General features: G+C 45.4%; 18 protein-coding genes, 3 tRNA genes and 2 pseudogenes. 12 read left to right on the forward strand and 11 right to left on the reverse strand.

The features are described 5' to 3' along the window. Nucleotides 1-15 precede the first annotated feature (15 nt). Nucleotides 16-963, reverse strand: coding sequence for a pirin family protein (locus FTU36_RS12850; protein WP_180118179.1), 948 nt, complete (start codon nucleotides 961-963; stop codon nucleotides 16-18). Nucleotides 964-1354: 391 nt separating this feature from the next. Between FTU36_RS12850 and FTU36_RS12855 the strand changes: the two genes are divergently transcribed. Together FTU36_RS12855 and FTU36_RS12860 are read left to right on the forward strand one after the other, a co-directional pair. Beyond that, nucleotides 1355-2530, forward strand: a complete 1176-nt coding sequence (locus FTU36_RS12855) for a GGDEF domain-containing protein (protein WP_180118181.1) — start codon at nucleotides 1355-1357, stop codon at nucleotides 2528-2530. 144 nt (nucleotides 2531-2674) lie between these two features. Then, on the forward strand, nucleotides 2675-4009 hold the full coding sequence (locus FTU36_RS12860; RefSeq protein WP_180118193.1) for a GGDEF domain-containing protein: 1335 nt from the start codon (nucleotides 2675-2677) through the stop codon (nucleotides 4007-4009). A gap of 47 nt (nucleotides 4010-4056) precedes the next feature. On the opposite strand, the gene FTU36_RS12865 is transcribed toward FTU36_RS12860, so the two are convergent. The 3 genes from FTU36_RS12865 to FTU36_RS12875 form a co-directional block, all read right to left on the reverse strand. Further along, entirely contained in the window at nucleotides 4057-4992 is a 936-nt protein-coding gene (locus FTU36_RS12865) for a restriction endonuclease (RefSeq protein WP_078191511.1), read from the reverse strand. Between the two features lie 225 nt (nucleotides 4993-5217). Then, the gene (gene guaA / locus FTU36_RS12870) at nucleotides 5218-6786 is read right to left on the reverse strand and encodes a glutamine-hydrolyzing GMP synthase (protein ID WP_078194056.1); all 1569 of its coding nucleotides are present in this window, start codon (nucleotides 6784-6786) and stop codon (nucleotides 5218-5220) included. 212 nt (nucleotides 6787-6998) lie between these two features. Continuing rightward, nucleotides 6999-7421 carry a DoxX family protein gene (locus FTU36_RS12875; protein WP_180118183.1) on the reverse strand — a complete coding sequence of 141 codons (423 nt, stop codon included), beginning with the start codon at nucleotides 7419-7421 and terminating at the stop codon, nucleotides 6999-7001. Nucleotides 7422-7615: 194 nt separating this feature from the next. On the opposite strand from FTU36_RS12875, the gene FTU36_RS12880 reads away from it, so the two are divergent. Then, a complete protein-coding gene (locus FTU36_RS12880; protein ID WP_180118185.1) occupies nucleotides 7616-8239 on the forward strand; it encodes a DedA family protein in 624 nt (207 codons plus the stop codon). 19 nt (nucleotides 8240-8258) lie between these two features. Here FTU36_RS12880 and FTU36_RS12885 read toward each other — a convergent pair whose 3' ends face one another. The 5 genes from FTU36_RS12885 to FTU36_RS12905 form a co-directional block, all read right to left on the reverse strand. Then, nucleotides 8259-8852 carry a LysE family translocator gene (locus FTU36_RS12885; protein ID WP_168378830.1) on the reverse strand — a complete coding sequence of 198 codons (594 nt, stop codon included), beginning with the start codon at nucleotides 8850-8852 and terminating at the stop codon, nucleotides 8259-8261. Nucleotides 8853-9159: 307 nt separating this feature from the next. Continuing rightward, nucleotides 9160-9564 (reverse strand): hypothetical protein, encoded by a 405-nt coding sequence (locus FTU36_RS12890; RefSeq protein ID WP_180026158.1) that lies wholly within the window; start codon nucleotides 9562-9564, stop codon nucleotides 9160-9162. 13 nt (nucleotides 9565-9577) lie between these two features. Continuing rightward, on the reverse strand, nucleotides 9578-10414 hold the full coding sequence (locus FTU36_RS12895) for a ParA family protein (RefSeq protein ID WP_180003554.1): 837 nt from the start codon (nucleotides 10412-10414) through the stop codon (nucleotides 9578-9580). A gap of 63 nt (nucleotides 10415-10477) precedes the next feature. After that, nucleotides 10478-10870 (reverse strand): SirB2 family protein, encoded by a 393-nt coding sequence (locus FTU36_RS12900; RefSeq protein WP_168378832.1) that lies wholly within the window; start codon nucleotides 10868-10870, stop codon nucleotides 10478-10480. An 8-nt stretch (nucleotides 10871-10878) separates the two neighbouring features. Further along, complete coding sequence (locus FTU36_RS12905) at nucleotides 10879-11190, reverse strand: BolA family transcriptional regulator (protein ID WP_078191519.1); 312 nt, start codon at nucleotides 11188-11190, stop codon at nucleotides 10879-10881. Nucleotides 11191-11432: 242 nt separating this feature from the next. On the opposite strand from FTU36_RS12905, the gene FTU36_RS12910 reads away from it, so the two are divergent. The 3 genes from FTU36_RS12910 (at nucleotide 11433) to FTU36_RS12920 (ending at nucleotide 11750) form a co-directional block, all read left to right on the forward strand. Continuing rightward, a tRNA-Gly gene (locus FTU36_RS12910) sits at nucleotides 11433-11505 on the forward strand. Between the two features lie 47 nt (nucleotides 11506-11552). Continuing rightward, nucleotides 11553-11628 (forward strand) — tRNA-Gly (locus FTU36_RS12915). Nucleotides 11629-11674: 46 nt separating this feature from the next. Beyond that, nucleotides 11675-11750, forward strand: a tRNA-Gly gene (locus tag FTU36_RS12920). Between the two features lie 335 nt (nucleotides 11751-12085). Here FTU36_RS12920 and FTU36_RS12925 read toward each other — a convergent pair. Then, on the reverse strand, nucleotides 12086-12313 hold the full coding sequence (locus FTU36_RS12925; RefSeq protein ID WP_005094613.1) for a helix-turn-helix transcriptional regulator: 228 nt from the start codon (nucleotides 12311-12313) through the stop codon (nucleotides 12086-12088). Between the two features lie 112 nt (nucleotides 12314-12425). Between FTU36_RS12925 and FTU36_RS12930 the strand changes: the two genes are divergently transcribed. From FTU36_RS12930 to FTU36_RS12955, 6 genes and pseudogenes are all read left to right on the forward strand, one after another. After that, entirely contained in the window at nucleotides 12426-12635 is a 210-nt protein-coding gene (locus FTU36_RS12930; RefSeq protein WP_000122748.1) for a hypothetical protein, read from the forward strand. A 19-nt stretch (nucleotides 12636-12654) separates the two neighbouring features. Then, a complete protein-coding gene (locus FTU36_RS12935) occupies nucleotides 12655-13836 on the forward strand; it encodes a site-specific integrase (RefSeq protein WP_180118187.1) in 1182 nt (393 codons plus the stop codon). Next, the gene (locus FTU36_RS12940; protein ID WP_180053788.1) at nucleotides 13829-14077 is read left to right on the forward strand and encodes a hypothetical protein; all 249 of its coding nucleotides are present in this window, start codon (nucleotides 13829-13831) and stop codon (nucleotides 14075-14077) included. The genes FTU36_RS12935 and FTU36_RS12940 overlap by 8 nt, the downstream gene beginning before the upstream one ends. Before the next feature lie 67 nt (nucleotides 14078-14144). Next, complete coding sequence (locus FTU36_RS12945; RefSeq protein WP_180118195.1) at nucleotides 14145-14717, forward strand: DUF1376 domain-containing protein; 573 nt, start codon at nucleotides 14145-14147, stop codon at nucleotides 14715-14717. A 10-nt stretch (nucleotides 14718-14727) separates the two neighbouring features. Further along, nucleotides 14728-15476, forward strand: a pseudogene (locus tag FTU36_RS12950) (ATP-binding protein). Between the two features lie 351 nt (nucleotides 15477-15827). After that, nucleotides 15828-16499: pseudogene (locus tag FTU36_RS12955) on the forward strand (cysteine desulfurase family protein). 282 nt (nucleotides 16500-16781) lie between these two features. Here the strand turns inward: FTU36_RS12955 and FTU36_RS12960 are convergent. Continuing rightward, nucleotides 16782-23495, reverse strand: a complete 6714-nt coding sequence (locus FTU36_RS12960; protein ID WP_373686363.1) for an Ig-like domain-containing protein — start codon at nucleotides 23493-23495, stop codon at nucleotides 16782-16784. Nucleotides 23496-23504 lie beyond the last annotated feature (9 nt).

The following is a 23504-nucleotide window of genomic DNA, read 5'->3' on the forward strand; positions in this document are numbered from 1 at the left end:
ATTTTTATTTTTAAGTTAACGTGATGGACGTATTTTGTCAGGGAAAGCCGGTGCTTCTAGTCGTGGACCATCATAGTCTGGAATAGAGCCAAAGCGTTCGTCCTGATTAATCCACTGCTCACGGGCAATATTCAATTCTTCTTGTGTGCGCCCCACAAAATTCCACCACAGCAAAATCGGTGATTCAAAAGGTTCACCTCCTAATAATAAAACACGGCCACCTGCATGTAGGTCAATTTTGACTTGGGTTAAGCCCGGCTCAAGTACCACCATATTGTCTTCATTTAGCTCGTGACCATTGATACTGGCAGTCCCTTCGAGGGCCATAAAGCCATATTCAAATTTTGGATTGAGCGGCAGGACGGTACTTTGACTTTCCGAACTACGCAGATCGACACCCAATAATTCACTATGTACTTTTACCGGCGATTTAGTCTGTAAAAATTCACCCACCAATACCGTCAATTCAATCCCGTCTTGTGTCACCACAGGCAACTCTGGGTAATGGTCAAACTGGGGCGCCATATTGATTTTGTCATCTGGCAATGCAATCCAAAGCTGCGCAGCATGCATTTGTGTTTCAGACTCTGGAGCAACCTCAGTATGCGAAATACCATAACCCGCTGTCATGAGATTGACTTGTTTGGGCTGAATTAACTGATGTGTGCCCAAACTGTCGGTATGCATCATGGTGCCATCAATCATCCATGTAAATGTTTGCAAACCAATATGTGGATGCGGCCCAACATCTAAGCCATCACCTTGAGGAAAATGCACTGGACCGGCATGGTCAAGGAAACACCATGCACCAATCATCCGTTTATGCCGACTCGGTAAAGCACGTTTTATCACTGTGCCTTGACCAATTTCAGCACGGCGCAGTGGAAATTCTTGAATGAACTGATTGACGTATTTTTCACAATCGTCGGAATGAGATATTTCTGTGTAATTGGTATTGGTCATATTCTTACCCTAAATTTGGCTAAGCCGATGCAAGGACTATCGGCTAGAGCTATGCATTTTTTCCATTATATCTGCATTAACTCAATCTTCTTCAGCTGTCATTAATACGCTGAATCACAGAGATAGGACAATCGTTTTTTTGTTGCCTAATATGACATATAGCATAACAGTTATCGATGCTTCTTTAGACAAACCCAATGCAAAATTACTTGTTAAAATCACGTGAAATGTAAATCTAAGTAACACAAATTAACACTCACTTTTAACCAAACAATACCAAATAATTCACAAATCATTGAAATAACGTGTTTAATTTTAAATAAGAATAATATAGATTATTTTAGTTACATAAATTTACATACAAACCATGCTCACCTGTCGGTAATCTTGCATGATCAATGAGTATAAGAAAGAATCACGTGCACTGATCCAAAAAGCCTTGAAAGGAACCTTTGTTCGCGTTCCTGCTCAATTTCGTCAAGAATTTTTCCACTACCATCGTCGTCAACTTTTTAAATTCTTTTTGCAAGTCAACATCGTGGCTCAATTGGCCTATCTCTCTTATGCCATCGCGGATTGGTTTATGTTGCCCGATGTGGGTTTGCTCGCGATAGGCTTAAAAACGGCCTATACCTTACTGATGATGGGCATCACATGGGGCATTTATACATATAGTAAGAGCATTTTACTCTTCGACTTGATGCTTCCCCTATCGATCGTTGGTGCTTCTGCGCTGTGGTTTAGTCTACTCAATTTATCCAATAGTCCCGATGTGCCGATCTATTTATATGCATCTTTGGTTTTTATTGTACTAGCCAATTTATGTGTACAAATCCGCTTTAAAGCTGCTGTGCTCATTTCTCTATGTATCAGTCTTATTTTACTGATTGGGGTGTATTTCGCCATTTCTGGCAATATCCATCAACTGCAACTGTTTATATTGATCTATTCGCCCGTGTTGTTATTTAGTTTGTATATCAGTTGGAATTCAACGCAAAAATCCAGAATTGTATTTTTACACAGTAAACTCGATCAGTTGAACCGTGAAGCGCTCAATATTATGGCGCATACCGACGTGCTGACCGGCTTAAACAATCGACGTCAATTTATTCAACTTGCCAATTATCATATTCATCATCAGTCCAAACCGTTACAGCCGCTTTCATTACTGATTTTTGATGTCGACAAATTTAAAAATATTAATGATCAGTTTGGACACTATATTGGTGACCATGTTTTACAACAAATTGCAGAAACGTGCCGACATACCTTACGTAGCCAAGACATCATTGCCCGCTTCGGCGGTGAAGAATTTATTATTCTTTTACCGCAGACACACCTGCGTCAGGCTCAAGATATTGCCGAACGCCTACGACGGGCAATAGCCGATGATTATTTAGAACTTGATACACTACAAAAACTTAAATTTACCGTTTCAATTGGTGTTGCCGAATTTGGTCAAAAAAACCGAGATTTACAAAGTGTAATTCGCATGGCCGATCAGGCACTTTATCAAGCAAAATTTGCAGGACGCAATCAAATTTCAACTTATAAAACAGCAAGTTAATAATATATTTTGTAACAATCATCAGACGATTTTTTATCATTCATTCGAAAAATCCCTAGTTTCAGGTAGATATTTTTGTGTGTTTTTTGTTCATAATTTGTCCTAAGCCATTTATGGAGAAGGGACATGTCTGTTGATGTACGAATGAGTTCTCGGACTAATTCGTCTGCTCAGGAAGTTCGTAAAAATCATACTCATACTTTGAAACTTTCTGAGTGTGATCTTGCCAATCGTGCCGAGATTGAACAAGCCATTGCAGATCCTTTTGCACGTATTCCTACGCAGTTTAGAAACTATTTTCTACAACATCAGTATGCCCATCAGTTACCTTATTTGCGTCAAGTGAACTACATGGCGCAGATTACGTTTCTTCTTTATTTTTTTGCTGACATTTTTATTATTCCAGACATGTTCTTTTGGTCAGGCCTTTCTCGAGTTGCCCTGATTATTGTGGCTTTATTGGTTAGCTTTTATTTATTTAAATACAAAAAAGACATTCGTGTACTCGACATGATCTTACCGATCGGGACGGTCTGTAGCACCGCGATTTGGATTGGCTTATTACTGGCTTCAAATAGCCCAATGGTCTCGTCCTATATCTATGGTGCAGCGATCTTTATTTTAATTGCCAATGTCTGCGTACAAACACAATTTAAGCCTGCCTTGTATTGTTCGGGTCTCATTTCGCTATTGGTATATTTTGCGGTGAGTCAGCTTTTATCATGGCAAGAAGCACTGATTTTTGTGGTGGTGTCTATTCCTGTTTGGATGATCAGCCTGCATATGAGTTGGAATAATACACTCAATGCACGTCGTCATTTTTTACGTACCCTACTTGACGACTGGAATATGCATACGCTGAAAAATCTTGCGCACACAGATGAGCTCACCCAGTTATACAACCGTCGTCAGTTTGTTCAGTTGGCTGAACATCGCATCCATGAATGGCCAACGCCTGCAAGCACTTGTTTATTGATGTTTGATGTCGATCATTTTAAACATATTAATGATAATTACGGGCATGATGTTGGTGATCAGGTACTGCAATGTATCGCTGAAACCACCCGCAAAGAAATGCGCCAAAAAGATGTCTTGGCTCGCTTTGGTGGCGAAGAATTTATTGTGCTGCTGTCGGAAACGCAAATACAGGATGCAATGTTAATCGCAGAACGTATTCGTCTAACGCTTCAAAATCAATCATTGCTGAATGTCGCAAATCACCCGATCCAATTTACCGTTTCCATTGGTGTTTCACAGCTTAAATCACATAAGCAAAATTTAACTGAACTGATTAAGCAAGCGGATATTGCGCTGTATCAGGCAAAAGAAAATGGCCGTAACCGTGTAGAGCGCTATGATTCAAGCATGAAACCGGAACGTAAATCGACGAAGTCTTGGCAAAGCTTTACCCATAAAGCGAAGCCTAAAGCTGAACCGAATAATGAAAGCGATAGTAGTTGGTCAATTGTTTATAAATAGAATGTTGAGATATAAAAAAAGGACGCTGAAGCGTCCTTTAAGTTTATTTAAAAACTATCTTCATCAAAACGGTCTTGATCTATTTTATAAATATGGAAACTTCTTTCAATTTGAATACCCAAGCCAAATTCAATCATGAGAGATGTAAGCTTGTCACCATCAATTAAAACAATGCCTGATTTCTTTGCTGACTCAATTGCTTCTTTACTAAAACAAGAAGTAGTAATAAATACGCCCTTTTTCGCCACTTGATCAGCCAAAGCTCCCTTAAACTGTTGAATGTCAGGGCGCCCCACCGTATTTTCCCAACGTTTAGCTTGAATATATATTTTATCTAAACCTAAACGATCTTCACTGATAATACCGTCAATGCCACCATCACTGGTTTTACCTATTGCTTGGGCTGCGTCTTGATGTGAACCGCCATAACCCATTATTACCAACAAATCGACAACTAATTGCTCAAAGAATTTGGGTGAATTACTTTTAATTTTATTTAATAGCTCATCTTTAATTGTTTGATTAAGCTCCTTTGATGATTGTTCGATTATTTCTGCAGGCGTCAAATGTTCTGTTTGAATAGATGTAGCATGCTCTTCTATTAGAACTAGATTTTGAATATTTTTATTATGGTTAGAACCAATTTTATAATCAGAAAACCCTTCAAACTGCATCAAATACTGATTAGTTATATTGGATAAGCTGGACAAATCAATAGACCAACCTAAAGTACTTAATTCGCAAAGACCACGTGATGGTTGTTGTATCAAACCTGCTTTAACCAAATATGTTTTCGCCCAGCCAACACGATCATAAAATACTGTTTTTGTACCACTAGATAGCCTTAAATTTAAATCAGCTTCAGATAACCCAGATCTTTCAGCTAAAATTTTTGTGGCAGAACTTAATTTTATTGCCTCTTTTTGTTCTGCTAAAAGTTTCATTAATGGAAGCATCAACTGATCGTATGTAGGCAATGACATTTAACTTGCTCTTTTTAAAATAGTATTTTTCATAATTATAAACAAAAAAAAGGACGCTGAAGCGTCCTTTTTTTATTAGAAATATTTAGGTTTCCCTAAATAGCCGCGAGCATAGCTCTTGGCGTAAAACTGGCACGAAGCAGTGCTTCGTGAAACCCCAGTCTGGCGCAGGCATAGCCTTTGCCGTAATTTAGGCAAGAAACGTTGTTTCTTGAAATCCCTAAATTACTCCCACTCAATCGTAGCAGGTGGTTTAGACGATACGTCATAAACAACACGAGAAACTTCAGCAATCTCGTTCATGATACGTGTAGAAATCTTGTCTACAAGATCATAAGGAAGGTGTGCAAAACGTGCAGTCATAAAGTCCACAGTTTCTACAGCACGAAGCGCGATCACCCATGCATAACGGCGGCCATCACCCACCACACCAACCGATTTCACGGGTTGGAATACAGCAAATGCTTGCGCAGTTTTGTCATACCAGCCGCTTGCGCGAAGTTCTTGCATGAAGATGTCATCTGCTAGACGAAGGATATCTGCATATTCTTTTTTCACTTCACCAAGGATACGCACACCTAGACCTGGGCCTGGGAATGGATGACGGTAAAGCATTTCAAATGGAAGACCAAGAGTTGTACCTAAACGGCGTACTTCGTCTTTGAACAAATCACGGATTGGCTCAACCAATTCGAATGCTAAGTCTTCAGGTAAACCACCCACGTTGTGGTGTGATTTAATCACGTGTGCTTTACCTTGTTTGCTTGCTGCAGATTCAATTACGTCTGGGTAAATGGTACCTTGAGCAAGGAAGTTCACACCGTCAAGCTTACGTGCTTCTTCAGCAAACACTTCAATGAATTCACGACCGATGATTTTACGTTTTTTCTCTGGATCAACTTCACCAGCAAGCGCTGTTAAGAAGCGATTTTCAGCGTCGGCACGAATCACGCGAATACCCATGTTTTTCGCAAACATGTCCATCACTTGCTCGCCTTCGTTCAAACGAAGTAAACCGTTATCTACGAATACACAAGTCAATTGGTCGCCAATCGCACGGTGTAAAAGTGCAGCTACAACAGATGAATCTACGCCACCTGAAAGACCCAATAGAACTTTTTGATCACCAATTTGCTCACGCAGTTGTTCTACGCGAAGATCGATAATGTTTTCTGAGTTCCACAAGTTACGGCAACCACATACACCATGTACGAAGTTAGACAATAACTCAGCACCTTTCGCAGTGTGTGTCACTTCTGGGTGGAATTGGATACCGTAGAAACGACGTTTTTCATCAGAAACCATCGCCACTGGGCAGCTTGGTGTGCTTGCAGTGATTTGGAAACCTTCAGGAATTTGAGTCACTTTATCGCCATGACTCATCCACACTTTTAATTGGTCTTTGGTATCTTCAAGATCACCAATTAAAGCATCACGGACTTTAATATCAACTTCTGCATAACCAAATTCATGCACAGTACCTGGCTCAACTTTACCGCCAAGTTGTTCTGACATGGTTTGTAGACCATAGCAAATACCTAAAACAGGTACACCAAGTTCAAATACAACTTGTGGTGCGCGCGGACTACCTTCTTCATGAACACTTTCTGGACCACCTGAAAGAATGATCCCGTTTGGGTTAAATGCACGAATGTCTTCTTCAGACATATCAAATGCGTACATTTCTGAATAAACACCAGCTTCACGTACACGACGTGCAATAAGCTGACTATATTGAGAACCGAAATCCAAAATCAGGATACGGTCTTCAGTAATTTGGGTATTGGTAGTCATGGCAAACAACTATGCAGGCAACGAATATAAGCGCCGTATTCTAACATTTTTCTTGGACTTTCGCACACTATTCGGACAGGGGCAAAAACCACAAGCCAAACGATGTTTTTTACAACACATTTCAGGGCTTTATTGATTTACTTTAAATCAGCGATAGACATGAAAAAAGCGGCAGAACGCCGCTTTGATGGATGCTCGGACTCATGACCGCTTTATTTTGATTTTTTGATCCAATGATCAAAACTGAATTTACCTGCACCATGTAACATGAGAAATAATAAGCCGCCTGACATCGCCAAATTTTTCATAAAGTTAATGCCATCTTCTGCACCACCATGGAATAAAAATGCAGTGATTAAACTAAATACGGTTAGACCCAGTGCCGCAAAACGCGCTTGAAAACCAAACAATAAAGCTAAGCCACCACCCAACTCGACTAAAATGGTGATCGGAAGTAGCCCTGCCGGTACACCCATTGACTCCATATAACCTGCGGTTGCAGTGTAAGCGGTAATTTTGCCCCAACCTGCCACAATAAAAATATAAGCCATCAAAATACGTGCAACGAGACTGATTACCGCATTGATTTGCGGCTGTTGACTCAGATTTTTCACCACTAGATTTGGATTAAACATACTGAAACCTATTTTTAATACTGTTCAAAAGATGTGCTTAGATTAGGTCGTTTCTTATTCTCTTTAAATATGCTTTTATAATACTCATCATTCCATATATAGAACGATTTTACTGATAATTAATTACGTTTTAATACTGACTTTGCTGCCCCAGACTGATAGCATCAGACCACTATTTTACGCATATAAGCCCCATGGAACTGATTGATTTTATACTACATGTTGATGACCATTTACTCGAGTTCATTACCAATTATGGCGTATGGATTTATGCAATTCTGTTCCTGATTATTTTTGTTGAAACCGGTTTAGTGGTCATGCCCTTTTTACCGGGTGACAGTCTTCTGTTTGCAGCAGGCGCGCTCGCTGCGTCAACAGGTGCCATGGATCCATGGGTTTTGGTGATTTTGCTGTTTATCGCTGCGGTCTTGGGCGACACGCTGAATTACCATATTGGTAAATATATTGGCCCACGTGTCTTTGAAATTGAATCACGCTTCATTAACCGCCAACATTTGGTCAATACGCAAAAATTCTTTGAAAAACACGGTGGTAAAACCATTATTTTTGCCCGCTTTATTCCTTTTGCACGAACCTTCACGCCTTTTGTGGCAGGTGCAGGCAGCATGAACTACAAGTACTTCCTGACTTTTAACATGATTGGTGCGATTTGCTGGGTTGGCTCATTTATCACTTTGGGTTATTTATTTGGCAATATGCCAATCGTGAAAGATAACTTCACCCATCTGATCTTTGGCATTATTATTAGTGTTTTACCAGGTGTAATTGGTTTTATTCGAGCAAAATTAAAGAAATAAACCGATGTGGTGAACGCCTTTAAGCAAAAAAGCGCAAAACCACGGGAAACATACATAAAATCAGCATCAGGGCCGATCCTTTATACAGAAGATCGGCCTTAATTTTTTGAGTCTTACCCGCCAAAATTGTCCGTCCAAATGACATCCAAAACAACGCAACAGGTAGCAAAACCACGCTAAATACAGCGAAAACCAAAATAAAATTTAATGGGCTAGCCCAAGTTTCTATCGGGAAAATACCTGCAGCAAAAAGCAACGCTTTCGGATTTTTTAACGAGGAAATGAATAATTCACGTGGTTGAATTGAAGGATGTTTTTGATTGTACTGATGTAAATGCGTCGATTTCCACAAATGAAAAGCCAACCATAAAACATAGGCAATACTGAGAAAATGCAGTAAGTGAATTAAATTCGGCCACACTGGAGCGCTTAAATGAATAATCAACGCCCATAAGTTAATAGCATAGAAATAGCCCAATAATTCTGCAGGAATCAGCATGCACGTCTTTGCAATGCCTTGTTGATGTGCAGAGCTTGCCATTAGTGCATTGCTAGGTCCCGGCGTCATCATCACCGCAATCATTGCCAATACAAAAAGCCAACTCTCAATCATAAATACCCAGACAATGTTTCAAAGCGCACACCTTAGCCGAAATGAATTTAAAAAAACAAGTACGCGCTAGGTCAGTTTTATCCTTGTACAAGTCAATGCACTCACGCTGAATGTTCAAGACCAGAAGAAGGTATTAAAATTTACGAATGATATTTAATTTAATTTTTTCATAGTTTTAAATATTTTATTGGCTCTAAATAGTGCAGTTTATTTGACTCAAAAAAAATGCCAGTAGACGCGTCGCTTACTGACAAATTTTATTACACTTTTCTCATAGCCCAGGCCTGAGCCCCTGCTCATGATCCGTTTATGATTTTGCTGCAGTAGCCGAATTTGTGCGAACAATAATCGGACAACCCTTAAATTTTGCTGCCTGTACAATCGCTTCTTGCTCACCTAGAACGCGTGAAAGTTCGGTACGTTTGGTATTTGAAGATTGTCCCATATTGACCGAAATACTCGGACCAATGCCCCAACCTCCACGGCTGCCCCAGCCACCACCAAGGCCTACACCCACACCAACGCCTGTACGCTTCGGTGTTTCTACACCATTTTGAATATAGTCGTGGATTCGGTTGTATTCGCTTTGCAATTGTTGGCAACTCAAAGACTGATACTGTGTAGGTGAAACATAGCTTGGTTTTGGCGTACTTGCACATGCACCCAATACAACAGCAGTGAAAGCAACTAGACCACATTTAAGTGCATTCATACTTTTCTCGATACTACTTTTGCTCAATTTCATTGAACAATGATTGATAGGCTTGCGTCAATTTATGATCTGCAGCCAAATGGATTAAAGGTTGATTTTTATGATGAGATTCTTTCATCAGCACTGAAGGCGGTAACATGCTGTCCAATACAGGAAGACCTTCATCTTTGAGTTGTTGTACAACTTCGCGCGGCAACTTCGCCTGTGCCTGAAATTGATTGACCACAATGCCTTCAATTTCCAAATGATCATTATGATCATCCTGCGTTTCTAACACATTTTCGATCAGGGTCTGTAAGGCACGTTTTGAAAACACATCGCAGTCAAATGGAATCAGCACGCGATCTGCCGCAATCAACGCAGATAAGGTAAAAAAGTTAAAGGCCGGCGGTGTATCAATAAACACTCGATCATATTGACCGCTCATCTGCTGCAAAGCATCGCGGAGTTTGTAAATTTTATGCTTAGATTCTAAGGCATGTGCCAACGCGCCTAAATTTGGACTGGCAGGAATCACATCTAAGCGTGGATAAGGTGATGCATGCACATAGCTTTCCAAACCTTTGGCACGACCTTTCAAAATCGAACCGATGGCATTTCCCAACAAACCTTTACTTTGTTGTGTCCCCAAGACTTCTTCAAAATAATTTTCAATATTGGGTTCAAGTGCAGGCTTATCTGCCGAATACGTCGCATCATCCCCCAACAAATATTGACTTGAATTGGCTTGAGGGTCGAGGTCAATCACCAAAGTTTTTAAACCTTGGTGCGCGCTTATCGCCGCTAAATTGACCGTAATACTCGATTTCCCCACACCACCTTTTTGGTTAAATACCACACGCGTACGCATTCAAAACCCTCTAATCTTTGTTTTTCTACTCAAGCCTTGAAATCGGCCATGTGGATAAGCCATTTATCCAAAAACTGGTTTGATTATAACCAATGTAATGATGAAAATAAGTGCAATAGCTGCAATAAATAAGCCCGCACGGCGCTGAACCAATAAAATACTGTCATCTTTTTTATACGCTTTAGATAAAGAAGACAGCAGCACCAAAAACAGCACAACTTTGGCATAGAACCATGGCTGCACATCAAAGTTCTTCATAAACAATAAGATAATTCCAGTCACGGCAATTAATGTCATTGAGCCATGTTGCAAAGCAACAAAAAACTTCCGCCCTGCCGGATTGGGTAAATTGCCCTGCGTCCCTTTAAACAACGTAAAAGCACGAATGAAAATGGCAGCACAGCCTAAAGCCACACCACACATATGAATGATTTTAATGATTAATTGCGTTTCCATGGCTCACCTTAAGATGACTTAGGTGCATGCGCACATTCAGGGCTAGTGGTGTCTTGACCTTTCCATTCTTCGGGCAAAAACGCATGAATGGCCAAGGCATGAATTTGCCCCGGACTAAGTAAATCACCGGCTGCGGCATAGACTTTTTGATGACGTTGCACCAAACGCAAACCTGCAAATGCCTCACTCACGATCACTGCTTTAAAATGCGACTCTTTACCTGGGAAATAACCTCCATGACCTGCGGACTCATTCACCACTTCAAGATGTGTAGGCGCTAATGTCTGTAGACGCTCAATTAATTGCTGTTCTAAACTCAAAACGGCTCTCCCAAATTCAAAAAAAGGTTCAACTGGTCTTAGTATAGCCTGTATTTGTTCAAGTTCTTGTGTCGCAAAGTTGCTGAAACCATCTGAATTGCATGATTTCATCAAAATGGAAGCCTTCGACCTGCAAAAATCTTCCAATTTTCAAACAAATTGTTTTTATTTTATGCAAACGATGCACAGTTTTTCATAAAGTTATTGACCTGAAAAATCCTTAATGTATTATACGTGGCTATGCGGGAATAGCTCAGTTGGTAGAGCATAACCTTGCCAAGGTTGGGGTCGGGAGTTCGAGTCTCCTTTCCCGCTCAAAATTTTTTCATTCGGTTTTTTATTTAAAAAATTGGATAGACTCCGCGGGAATAGCTCAGTTGGTAGAGCATAACCTTGCCAAGGTTGGGGTCGGGAGTTCGAGTCTCCTTTCCCGCTCCAAATTTTTTTCGATTCAGTTTTTTAGTAAAAAAACAGGATAGACTCCGCGGGAATAGCTCAGTTGGTAGAGCATAACCTTGCCAAGGTTGGGGTCGCGAGTTCGAGTCTCGTTTCCCGCTCCAAATTCAAAAAGCCCTGATCGAAAGATTAGGGCTTTTTTCATGTTGATTTTATTATGTTTTTTGAAAACCCTCTTTTCTTTTTTATTCGATTCAATAAAAAATATTCTTAATGTAATTTGTATTTTGTGACCAAGATGTGACCATGGCGTGCCCACGACAATAAAAATGGTCTCAATTGACCTTAAATATCCTCAATCGATCACCACTTTCAGAGCTTTTTTGAAGGCAAAAAATTATCCTATTCTCTTCCAAACAAGGTGTTTTTTACCAAATGATCAAGAATTTGTGACCATTTCACTTTTTGATGTGACCAATTGTGACCAATTGTGACCAAACTAACTATTATCATTTTGATTATTATCAATTTTCTTGAAAATCAATAAATCGCCCACTTCTACATCTAATGCAATACAAATTTTATCAATTGTCTCAAAATCAATCCGCACAGATTCATCATTATAAAGTTTATGTAAAGTAGATTTATTAATTCCAGTACTTCTCACCAAATCAGCAACCTTAAGTTTCCTTTCTGCTAATAAAACTGCCAAGTTTGAAATAATCATAAAATTTCCTAGTTAAATCATAAAAAGTACTTGCAACAACATAAAAATATGATAATTTATGTCTTAGGAATAATTTTTCCTAGTTACCTAGTAAAAAATATGAGGCTCTATTATGTCATATACCTATCTCACAGCCCAGCAACTGGCTGAAAAAATCCAGTACGACGCTCGTACCATTCGCAACCAGCTGAAGGACAGTGTCTTTATTGAAGGTGTTCACTACATCCGTCCTTTTGGTGGTCGCAAAATTCTTTTTGTTTGGGAACGTATTGAAACTGAAATGCTTAAATTCACTGGTTTAAGCATGGATGCCTTGCAATAAAGCTTAGGAGGTTTAACTGATGGCTACCATCCGGGAACGAAGTGGCAAACTGATTGCCGACTTTCGCTACATGGGCATTCGTTGCAGAGAAACAACCAATCTTGAAGACAATGCCTATAACCGTCGCATTTTGAAAAAACGTCTCGAGCAGCTTGAGGCAGAAATCACACTGGGAACTTTTGAATACGAAAAGTACTTTCCAAAAAGTAAACGTGTCGATGAATTTAAGGAAAAAAGAAGTCAGCAAATCGCTGTACAAACTAAGGTTCCTCTTTTTAAAGAGTTTACTGAAGTGTGGTTTAAACAAAAACAAGTTGAATGGAGAACTTCTTATCAACAAAAGATTTCAATTATTATTAAAAATTATTTGATTCCTGCTTTTGGTAATCAGGTTCTCTCGAAAATCAAGAAGTCAGACTTGCTGAACTTCCGTGCTTCCCTCGCCAAAGTGACACACGGAAAAGATCAAACAAGTCTGAAAGCATCGCGGATTAATCAAATCATGACGCCTTTACGTATGATACTCAATGATGCGGCTGAACGATACGAGTTTGAGTCGCCTTATAAAAATATTAACAATCTGAAGGAAAGCAAGATTGAAGTCACACCTTTTTCTCTGGAAGAGGTGCATAAAATTCTTACCACGGTGCGTGAAGACTTCCGCCCCTATTACACCATTCGCTTTTTTACGGGTATGCGTACCAGTGAAATCGATGGTCTGCAATGGAAAAATATCGACTTACAGCGTCGTGAAATCCATATCAGAGAAGCGTTAGTGAATGGTGTTCTTGGTGGAACCAAAACTTATGGCTCTGACCGCACGATCCAGATGAATGACCGGGTTTACCAAGCTTTTCTGCAACAGAAAAGCTTAAATAATGGTAAATCAGAGTTTGTATTCTGTAATCGTGACGGTGGACCTCTCGATTATCGTCTGGTGAATAAACGTGTCTGGCATCCGATCTTGCGCTTTCTAGGATTGAAGTCTAGAAGAGCCTATCAAACACGTCATACAGCAGCAACTCTCTGGCTGTCGGCAGGAGAAAATCCGGAATGGATCGCACGTCAATTGGGACATTCAACGACTGAAATGCTATTCCGGGTCTATAGCCGTTACATCCCCAATGTTACGCGCCGCGATGGCAGTGCATTTGAAGCCATGCTGGAAAAGCTAAATACAGAGGAGCTTGCACATGAATAGTAAAGCTTTCTTTGGTGGTGTGGTCGTCAGCCCTGAAGCAGATATAGTCGCTCGTGAATTAATCCATGAGCTACACATTCCCAAACTGCATAATCTGGCCTTTTTGCTGGAAATCAATAAATGCTTCGATGATCACCAAGCATTGAGACTCTGGTTACAGCGAATGCTGGATGAAGGGGAAGCCCATTACGATGACCTGGCCCAACAGGCTCGTCTCCGGTTAATGAGCTTAGCTTCCTGATCAAATAAATAACAAGGTCATCTAATTGATGACCTTAGCTCTCTATACCTATAAGAAAGGTGGACACATGCATAAAGATATTTCAATTTGGATGCCACTCTATATTGGCGACTTACAGGCGAAATTTGCACGAATGACAGCAGAACAAATTGGTGCAGCACTGCTGTTAATGATGGATTTCTGGAAAAATGGTGCTATTCCTCATGACCTAGCGACAGTATGTAGCATCACAAAATTATCGCAACATACCAAGGCTAAAACTTTGTTGAATACGCTGTTGGCCCTGGAATTGTTTGAAATCGAATCTGAGCAGATTCATTCAAGTTTTTTAACCAGTTTAAAAAGCCAGGCATTGCAAAATCAGCAAATGAAATCTGATAAAGCTAAAAATGCAGCTCAAGCACGTTGGGGGAAATCCGCAAGCAATGCTCAAGCATCAGCCAAGCAACGGAAAGTAAATGCTCAAGCAAATCATAAGCATAGCCCGAGTATTACTCAAGTCATGCTTGAACCATGCCCTTCATCTTCATCTTCATCTTCATCTTCATCTTCATCTTCATCTTCATCTTCATCTTCATCTTCATCTTCAAATTTTGAAGAAAAAAATGAGAGTTTTTTAGAAAATTCAAAATGGATTTAGGAGAATAATCATGAATACCATGCTTAAAACGCTCCAGTTTCGCGCAGAAACAACAGAAACACTCTGCCCTACCCATCACACATACCCCTGATGGAAATTGCCGGTCATAGGCTCTGTAAATTATGTGCGAAAGAAACCGTCCATCACTCACATGCAACCTATGCAGATGAGCTGCAACAGCGATTTCTACAACAGAAAATCAAAAACTCAGGGCTCAACAAACGCTACCTGGATCGTGGCTTCAAGAATTATGTAGTTGCATGTCCTGCACAAGACAATGCCATCAAACTATGTCAGGCTTTTGCACAGCAGATTATTTCTGACAATTATCCAAACCTGCTGCTCATTGGTACACCGGGTACAGGAAAGACTCATCTGAGTGCGTCAATCATTCGCAACATTCTGCATAACAGCACAAAATCTGCACGCTACTATACCAGTGCAGAAATTGCTCAAAAAATGATGGACACCTGGTCAGATGCTTCACGCTCTGAAAAGGAAGTTATCAAACATTTCTCCAGTTTTGATTTATTGGTGATTGATGAATATGGCTTACATGACCGACATGAGAAACGTCTGGAGATGGTACATAAAGTTCTGTATAGCCGTTATGACAATATGAAGTCCACACTGCTAATTTCCAATTTCACACTTCAGAATATACAGCGGGATTTAGGTGTCCGATTATGGTCGCGGTTGCATGAAAACAATTTGATTGTAGTGCCATGTTATTGGGAGGATAATCGGATAATCGGATAATCGGATAATCGGATAATCGGATAATCGGATAATCGGATAAGAGTAAAGTCTAATTAAGCCAATTATCTTACTAAGATAATTGGCTTTTCAGTTAGTAATGTTACCAAAGTAATGGCCTTTAGCATGTGGAAAAAAATTCCAGAAGAGGGTGTGAAGTCCTCTCATTTTTAAGTTGAAGCTCACAGGGTCGCTTGCTAAGTTGCATTTATTAAAATTTATACCAACTGGCTAAACTATTAAAATAAAGCGCAAGTGATTCAACGACATAATTTGACGTATACCATGATTTTTTTTTGAAAACTAAGACGTCCAGATGTATTATCAAAACATAATCGTGGATTTATGTAGAAGATGGTTTATTTAGACTTTGCTGCTTCGACCCCGTTGCTCCCTTCTGTTAAAACAGAATTGTTTCGTTCTTTTCAAGAAGATTACTCAAATCCTTCTTCTGTTCATCAAATGGGCCAATCTTCTGCTGATAAAATAGAAATTGCCCGTGGAAAAATTGCGGAGTCAATTGGAGCATATAAAAGAAATAGTTTTTACGAGTGGAGCATCTGAGTCAAATAATTTAGCAATTAAAGGTTATCTACTCGCTAACACAAAAAAAGGCAAGCATATTATAACAAGCACTATCGAACATAAATGTGTCTTATCTATTTGTAATTTTTTAAAAAAAGAATTTGATTATGAAATCACTTATATTGCACCACAAGTAAATGGCATTGTAAAAGCACAAGATATTATTTCACATATGCGTGAAGATACAGTACTTGTTAGCATTATGCATGTAAATAATGAACTAGGATCTATTCAACCTATCAAAGAAATTGGCGATGCTTGCTTCAAAAAAAATATCAAATTTCATGTTGATGCCGCGCAATCTTATCTAAAAGTAAAATTGATGTGGATGAATTAAATATTGATTTTCTTTCCCTTTCTGCACATAAAATTTTTGGCCCTAAAGGTATTGGAGCTTTATACATCAGAGAGGCTTTGTTGCATAAATATGTAAGCATCTGATTTAAATAAATTTAATTTTGGATCAAAAAATAATCAAAACTTTTAAAATCATATAGTTATGAAATCTTTGTGCAACAAAGCCCTTTAACAGTAATACTTCTAAGTAATGAAGAATAAAGAAATTGAATACGACATTCCCTGTCGTATGACTTACGCCAGTCGCGTATAACCTCGTGCTAAACCACAAGGTTATACGCTCCAATGGATAAATAACTCAAAGCACAGGGATGATCCACATCCCTGTACTTTGTATGTGACTCGAAAGCCACCCTTAATATGATATTAACCGATGATGATTTGACCGTTTGCCAATAACTGCTCCAAAGTTAAACCCGCTTGATTTTCAAGCACCAGTAATTCTGTCGAATGATAGGCGGTTGCCGAACCATCACGATCTACCGACACTACGACATTATCGCCATCCTCAGTTACAGAGATATAGTCTGCGATATTTGAGTGATCCTCTAGCAATCCGGTAAAGAAGTCTGCGCTAAACTCAATTTTGTCAGCTTCGCTATCCGTAGCAGTGTCACCAAAATGGAAATCTTTCCATGTATCGGTAGCATTGCCAGCAGTCGCATCGGCAGCATTTAAGACCACATAGATCGCTGTGTCTGAACCCAAACCACCTATCAAGGTATCGTTACCTGAACCACCATTGAGGATGTCACTTCCTGCACCGCCATTTAGGCTGTCATTCTCGAAACCGCTTATCAGCAGATCATCATCGAACGAATCGGCAACGAAGCTTTCGGCAGATGCACTCCTGCCGGCGATACCCGAGGTGCCGTAATCGAACTCGCCGATGGTGTAGGTGTTGGTCGAGCCCTTCACCTCCAGTCCATCCACCAGGAAGTTGCCTTTGTCCGCCTTCATGACCAGGTAGCGGAAGTCACCGTCGATGCCATTGAGGTCGAAAGGCAGCCGGGTGGTGCCACCAGAACCCGATCCTCTCAACGATCTGTAGGCAACCAACACCCCGGCAGCGTCATAGGCATACCACAGCGCGGTTTCTCCAGCGGTGAAGTTGGTGAAGGTTAGGCGTGCGGACTGCACGTCATAACCGATATCGATCACTAGGCTTTCGGTGCCGGAGATACGGACATCGGTACCGCCGGTCACACCGATGCCATTGCCACGCTCACCTGCCCAACCATTCGTCTGATTCCTGGCGTCCACACCCGTCGATGCCGCCAACGCCGCATCCAACGCTGCGCCCACGATCAGCCCTTGGGCCGGGCTGCCATTGGTAAAGAGCGTGGTCGCATTGGTCGTGTAGCCCGCCACCTCGAAACCGGCATTGGTCCACTCAGTCACGCTTGCAGTCCCGTCTGCCGCAAGTGTCGTGGCCCCCGCGCTCACGGTACCGCTGAGCACGTTGGACTGCGCCCCGTTCGGATCGGTCAACTGGATCTGCACGGTCCGCTCGCCACCCGCCGCGCCCGGCTGGAACATCACCGAGCGGATGGCATCCTCGAAGTCGGCCAGCGAGGCCGGGCCGGTCAGAGTCAGCACCTTGTTGCCGTCGACGGTGGTTTCGCTGGCAGTGATGCCCAGCGGCAGCACCGTGATCAGCTTGTCGCCGGTCTGGGTGCCCAGCAGAGTGATGGCGGCGGACTGGACCTGGCCGTTGTCCCAATCGCTGATGCTGAAGGTTCCACCGGTGGTGACCTTCACATAACCGGAAATCAGGTCCTGGCCCGAGCCATTGGGATTGACCACGGTCACCGTGTTCCCGCCGGGCACGAAATCCGGTACGCCCATCCCGGGGTTGGTCAACCCTTGCGGGAAGATCGTTGCGAAATTCGTGCCGTTTCGGGTACCGATGAAGATTTCCTCCAACTCGGTGGAGTTCATGTTGCGGGTGGCATAGAAGCGCACGCCGTCCTCGGTCATGATGATCTGGAAACGCGGCAGGCCGTTGCTATTGGCAGTCCAGGGATTGCCTACACCCAGCCAGGTGCCATCGGCAAAACGCAGCGTGACGACATGCTGCCCCGTGCTGGTGGTGGTTTCGTTTTCCAGCTGGAAGATGGTCGTGGAACCCGTTCCGTTACTGAAAATATCCTGGCCGTTGACCAACAGGCTGAAGGTGTTGTCCACCCGATCGAGGTTAATCACCGCGCGCACCGTGGACGGGTCCACACCAGTGCCGACGTTGAAGGTCATGGTGTTGGTGCTGGCATTGTTGTCGCCTGCCGTGCCAACCGAGGAGAACCGGCCATCGCCCAGATTGCCGCCGCTCACCGGCGGCTGCTCGCTGGCGGTATCGATCGCAATCGTCGGTGCGTCATTGCTGCCGTTGACGGTGATGTTGAGGTTGGCGGTGTTGGTGTTGCCCGCCGCATCCCGCACCGTGTAGGTGATCACCTCGACAGGATGATCGTTATTGTTGAGCGCCTGGGTGACCTGGCGGCCGTTGTCCAGGGTGTAGGTGTAAGCACCGTTCGTGCCGATGGTGATGGTGCCGTAGGTGGTGGTGATCGACCCACCCGGCGCTGCGGTGTACTCGACACCGCCCACGGTGACCTTGAACCCGGTCACCGTGCCGGCTGCACTGCCGTCGTTGCTGAGCACGTTGCCGCTGGCCGAGCCAACGCCCGGCACGGTGTTGCTGGTTTCGGTGACCGAACCGCTGTCATCGGCGGCGCTCGGCGGCCGGGTATCGATCACCACATTGTCGCTGTTGCCACTACCGGCGTTGCCGGCGTTGTCGTAGTAGCTGCCGTTGCCCACGGTCACGGTGGTGCTGCCCTCGTAGTTGGCATTCGGAGTGAGGGTGCCACTCCAGGTCAGGCCGCCGTTGCTGCTGGTCAGGTTGCCGATGCTGACATTGGCAGGGTTGCCCAACAATGCACGGACTTCCGCCGCCGTCAGCGGCTGGCCCGAAGCGTTGTGCGGCACTTCGCTGAAGGTCAGGGTCACCGTGGTGGTTTCACCGGCGATCAGATCGCCATCCGCAATTTCGACAGTGACCATCGGAGCCTGGGTATCCACACGCACACTGTCGCTGTCGCCGCCACCGACATTACCGGCACGGTCGTGGTAGCCGCCCGCATCGATGCTGATCGTGAGCGTTTCATCCGCCATGCCCGACGTCGGGGTGACGGTGCCGGTCCAGGTGTGACCGCCATCGCTGGTGGTCAGATCACCCACGCTCACGCCCGTCGGCAAGTTCAGCAATGCCTTGACCTGCTCGGCCGTCAGTGCGGTGCCGGTGGCATCGTTGTACGGTACTTCGCTAAACTTGATGCTCAGATCGGTAGTCTGGCCAGCCAGCAGCTTGACCGCGTCGATCTCGACATCCACGGTAGGCGCTGCGGTATCCACGGTCATAGTGAAGTTGCTGGAGACCTCTCCACGCAGGCCGGTGGCATCGTTGTAGGCACGCGCCGTCACCGTGACGGCGCCATCGGCTAGGGAGCCAGTGGTGGTGATCGGTGGGCCCAGACGCTCAGGCGGTACTTCCCAGGTCACCGTACCTGTGGCCTCGGCGAGCGGAGTGCCGTCTGCCGTAGTGCTGATCATAATTGGGTTGGACAGGTTGTGTAGGTACACCAGGATGTGGGTAACTGAATGCCCTTCCTCCAGTGTGATGCTGCCCTTAATTGTGCCCTTGTTGTCGTTGGTCACACCGCCGTTGATCACATCGGCGTTGTGTATGCCTCCAGAAACGGCATCTCCATAGCCCGTCACCATGACCGGTGGCAGATCAAGCAAGTCCTCTGGGTCAATGACAAGGTCATTGCTGATGCCGATATTGCCTGCACTGTCGGTGATGTGAACCTTGAGCTTCGACCTGTCGAACGTTTCCCCGTCCGCTAGACCCAGCCCGCTAGAATTCAGATCCACCTTGATCGACAGGTAATCGGTACCGGCAATCCGGTCGCCCACCGTACCCGTACCAACCACGTTGCCGTTATAAGTGACGGTCACAAAGTTACCAGTATTGGCGCCTTGTTGATCACCGAACGGACCAGCGTATTCCGATACCAGTGCCGTGACTTCGTTCTGACCTTCGACGTAATCCACGCTGGTGGCTTCCGGCGCGACGGTATCGGTGACGAAGGTGTATTTCTGCGAGGCCTCGCTGGCCTTGCCAGTCACTGGGTCGACCGCCTTCACCTGTAGGTAGATGTTGTCGTTGCGAAGGTGGCCAGCGGCCCAGATGGTTTGTAGCACGTCGTGGAACTGATCCGCACTGATGGTCCATGCGCCAGTGTTCGGGTCCACCGTTACGGTCACGTCAGCACCATTAGGGAAGCCAGGCACGCCCTGTATCTCATCTGAAGTGGTGAACTTGTTGGCGTACAGACGCAAGGTGACCTCACCATTCTCATTGACCAGCGCCGGATCCACCGTGCCAGTGATGTCCCCAAGCACGTCATTGCTGTAGTTCACGGTATTGGCGGCGGTGGTGATGATCTGGCTCTGCGACATACCACCGACGGTGTATTCCACCACGATGTCGGTGTTGTTGCTGTACGGCTCCAGGGTGTAGCTGCCATCGGCGTGGATGGTGATTTCACCGGCTGCCACGCGAATGGCCTCGCCGATCGCAACCGGCGCGCCGTTGACGGTGACGCTGCCGGAGTCGATCGTCTGGCCAGCGGCCACGCCATCAAGCTGGCCGTCATCGATGTAGCTGTTGCCGACCGAACCGATGTTTTTCAGCAGTACGGTGGTGACCTCCACCTGCGCATCGTGGGTGGAAACCTGGACCTGATAGTTCTTGCCGTCTGCGCCCGTAACGGTGAAGTAGTCCATCAACGGACCTGCCGAAGCGGTCAACTCGGCTTCGATACCCGTGTTGAGCTGGTAGCTCCAGTGGCCGTTTGCATCGATACTGAACACGCCGTGTTCGCCAGCTTCATTGCTGACAGGCGTGAAGCCCTGCGGCTGGTGCCAATCGCCCAGCACCTGCCCAGCAATGGTGGTGGCAGGCGTTGGTGCGCCGGGGACGACCGTGGTGCTCTGCACGCTGTCGATGTTGTCGCCATAACCAGTGATGACCGGCGGTGGCGGCGCAGCGACGGTGTAGGTGTGGCTGGTGTTCGCGCTGTTGCCAGCGGCATCGCTGACGGTGGCGCTGGCGCTGCCGTCCTTCAACAAAGCAGCTTGTGCTTGGGTGACCGGAGCCGTCCAGGTGCCGCCTGCAGCGACCGTGCCGGTGACGACGATCGGGCTGCCATCCACATCGTTGAAGATCACGGTGACGGTAGTGCCTTCGGCCACGCCAGTGACCGTACCGGCGACGGTGATGCCGCTGCCAGTCTTCTCGCCCCACTGCACGATGTCATCGCCGCTCGCCACCGTGGTGATGGTGATGGTCGGCGCGGTCAGGTCGAGGGTGGCCCCCTCGCTGTCATTGGCCGGGTTACCCGCCTTGTCGGTGACTTCGGCCAACACGGTGATCGGGCCATCGGCCAGACCGGTGAGGTCGGCGGTGGTGCTGTAACTACCATCGGTACCGACGGTGGCGGTGACCACGACGGTGGCGGTGACCACGACGGTGGCACCGTTCCCATCGGTCACGGTCACGGTGACGGTCTGATCCGCCTCGACACCGGTGGTGGTGCCGCTGAGGGTGATGTTGGTCGCCTCATCGCGCGACAGGTTGCCGTCGCCGATTGCAGCCTGGTCGATGGTCGGCGCAGTGGTATCGACGGTCACGCTGTCGCTGTTGCCTGTACCGGCATTGCCCGCCTGGTCGTAGTAGCTGTTGGCCGGCACCGTTACCGTCAGGTCAGTCGCATTGACAACGCTGTCGGCGGTGAGAGTGCCGGTCCAGGTCAGGCCGCCATTGCTGGTGGTCAGATCACCCACGCTCACGCCCGCCGGCAAGTTCAGCAGAGCCTTGACCTGCTCGGATGTCAACGCGACGCCCGTGGCACTGTGCGGCACTTCGCTGAAGACGATGGTCAGGTCGCTGCTGGGATCGGCGATGTTCAACACCGCGTCGGTGATAGTCACCGTCACGCCTGGCTGCACGGTATCGACCGTGACCGCATGGTTGTCCGAGGCTACGTTGCCGGCCTCGTCGCTTACCGTTGCCGTGACCGTCAACGGGCCATCGGCCAGGTCACCCACGTTGTCCGCAGGCACCGTCACGGTCCAGTTGCCATCAGTACCCACCGTTGCGTAATGGATCTTGCCGCCCACGACCACCTCCACCGGCTGGTTTGCTTCCACGCCCGTGGTCGTGCCGGTGATGGTCAGACTCTCGTCCGATTCCAGCGCGTTGATCACATCGTCAACGGCCAGCGGGCCGGTGATGGTGATCGTGGCTTCAATGTCCACCGAGTAGGTGCGGTTGGTATCGGCCGTGCCCGCATTGCCAGCGTCATCATGAGTGGTGACGCTGGCGGAGATGGACGTACCAGCCGCCAGATCAGCCCCCGGCACATTGATGCTGAAGCGCAGCGTGCCTTCGTCGTCGTAGACCTCGCCGGTGAAGGTTTTGCCATTGACGGTCAGGGTGACGATATCCTCCACCTTCGCATCGCCCCCCACCGTACCCGTCACCGGCACGTTGTCGCGCTCGGATTCGGACTTATTGATTACGTTGTCCGCTGTAACCGCATCAATGCTAAGCGTCGCTGTCGGTGCTGTGGTGTCAACGCTATAGACTTTATCAGCTGTCACTGTCGCAGGGTTGCCTGCGACATCATGCACCACCACACTGCCTGCGATTGATTTGTCACCATCAGCCAACAAATCACTACCTGCTACAGCAACACTCCAAATACCGTCTGCTTGAACATTAGCCGTGTATGTTTTCTCGTTGATGGTCAGAGTGACGATATCGCCCTCAGTAAATTCACCGGTCACGTTACCAGTCAACGTCACAGTTTTTCCTGCTTCCGCAGCATTCACAACGTTGTCCGCTGTAACCGCATCAATGCTAAGCGTCGCTGTCGGTGCTGTGGTGTCAACGCTATAGACTTTATCAGCTGTCACTGTCGCAGGGTTGCCTGCGACATCATGCACCACCACACTGCCTGC

This window comes from Acinetobacter sp. YH12096, assembly GCF_013419215.1.
Taxonomy (GTDB): Bacteria; Pseudomonadota; Gammaproteobacteria; order Pseudomonadales; family Moraxellaceae; genus Acinetobacter; species Acinetobacter amyesii.

What these genes read in the sequence shown, in the direction of transcription:
- FTU36_RS12850 (WP_180118179.1), bottom strand. Translation starts at nt 963, where the DNA reads ATGACCAATACCAATTACACAGAAATATCTCATTCCGACGATTGTGAA.
- FTU36_RS12855 (WP_180118181.1), top strand. Translation starts at nt 1,355, where the DNA reads ATGATCAATGAGTATAAGAAAGAATCACGTGCACTGATCCAAAAAGCC.
- FTU36_RS12860 (WP_180118193.1), top strand. Translation starts at nt 2,675, where the DNA reads ATGAGTTCTCGGACTAATTCGTCTGCTCAGGAAGTTCGTAAAAATCAT.
- FTU36_RS12865 (WP_078191511.1), bottom strand. Translation starts at nt 4,992, where the DNA reads ATGTCATTGCCTACATACGATCAGTTGATGCTTCCATTAATGAAACTT.
- guaA (WP_078194056.1), bottom strand. Translation starts at nt 6,786, where the DNA reads ATGACTACCAATACCCAAATTACTGAAGACCGTATCCTGATTTTGGAT.
- FTU36_RS12875 (WP_180118183.1), bottom strand. Translation starts at nt 7,421, where the DNA reads ATGTTTAATCCAAATCTAGTGGTGAAAAATCTGAGTCAACAGCCGCAA.
- FTU36_RS12880 (WP_180118185.1), top strand. Translation starts at nt 7,616, where the DNA reads ATGGAACTGATTGATTTTATACTACATGTTGATGACCATTTACTCGAG.
- FTU36_RS12885 (WP_168378830.1), bottom strand. Translation starts at nt 8,852, where the DNA reads ATGATTGAGAGTTGGCTTTTTGTATTGGCAATGATTGCGGTGATGATG.
- FTU36_RS12890 (WP_180026158.1), bottom strand. Translation starts at nt 9,564, where the DNA reads ATGAATGCACTTAAATGTGGTCTAGTTGCTTTCACTGCTGTTGTATTG.
- FTU36_RS12895 (WP_180003554.1), bottom strand. Translation starts at nt 10,414, where the DNA reads ATGCGTACGCGTGTGGTATTTAACCAAAAAGGTGGTGTGGGGAAATCG.
- FTU36_RS12900 (WP_168378832.1), bottom strand. Translation starts at nt 10,870, where the DNA reads ATGGAAACGCAATTAATCATTAAAATCATTCATATGTGTGGTGTGGCT.
- FTU36_RS12925 (WP_005094613.1), bottom strand. Translation starts at nt 12,313, where the DNA reads ATGATTATTTCAAACTTGGCAGTTTTATTAGCAGAAAGGAAACTTAAG.
- FTU36_RS12930 (WP_000122748.1), top strand. Translation starts at nt 12,426, where the DNA reads ATGTCATATACCTATCTCACAGCCCAGCAACTGGCTGAAAAAATCCAG.
- FTU36_RS12935 (WP_180118187.1), top strand. Translation starts at nt 12,655, where the DNA reads ATGGCTACCATCCGGGAACGAAGTGGCAAACTGATTGCCGACTTTCGC.
- FTU36_RS12940 (WP_180053788.1), top strand. Translation starts at nt 13,829, where the DNA reads ATGAATAGTAAAGCTTTCTTTGGTGGTGTGGTCGTCAGCCCTGAAGCA.
- FTU36_RS12945 (WP_180118195.1), top strand. Translation starts at nt 14,145, where the DNA reads ATGCATAAAGATATTTCAATTTGGATGCCACTCTATATTGGCGACTTA.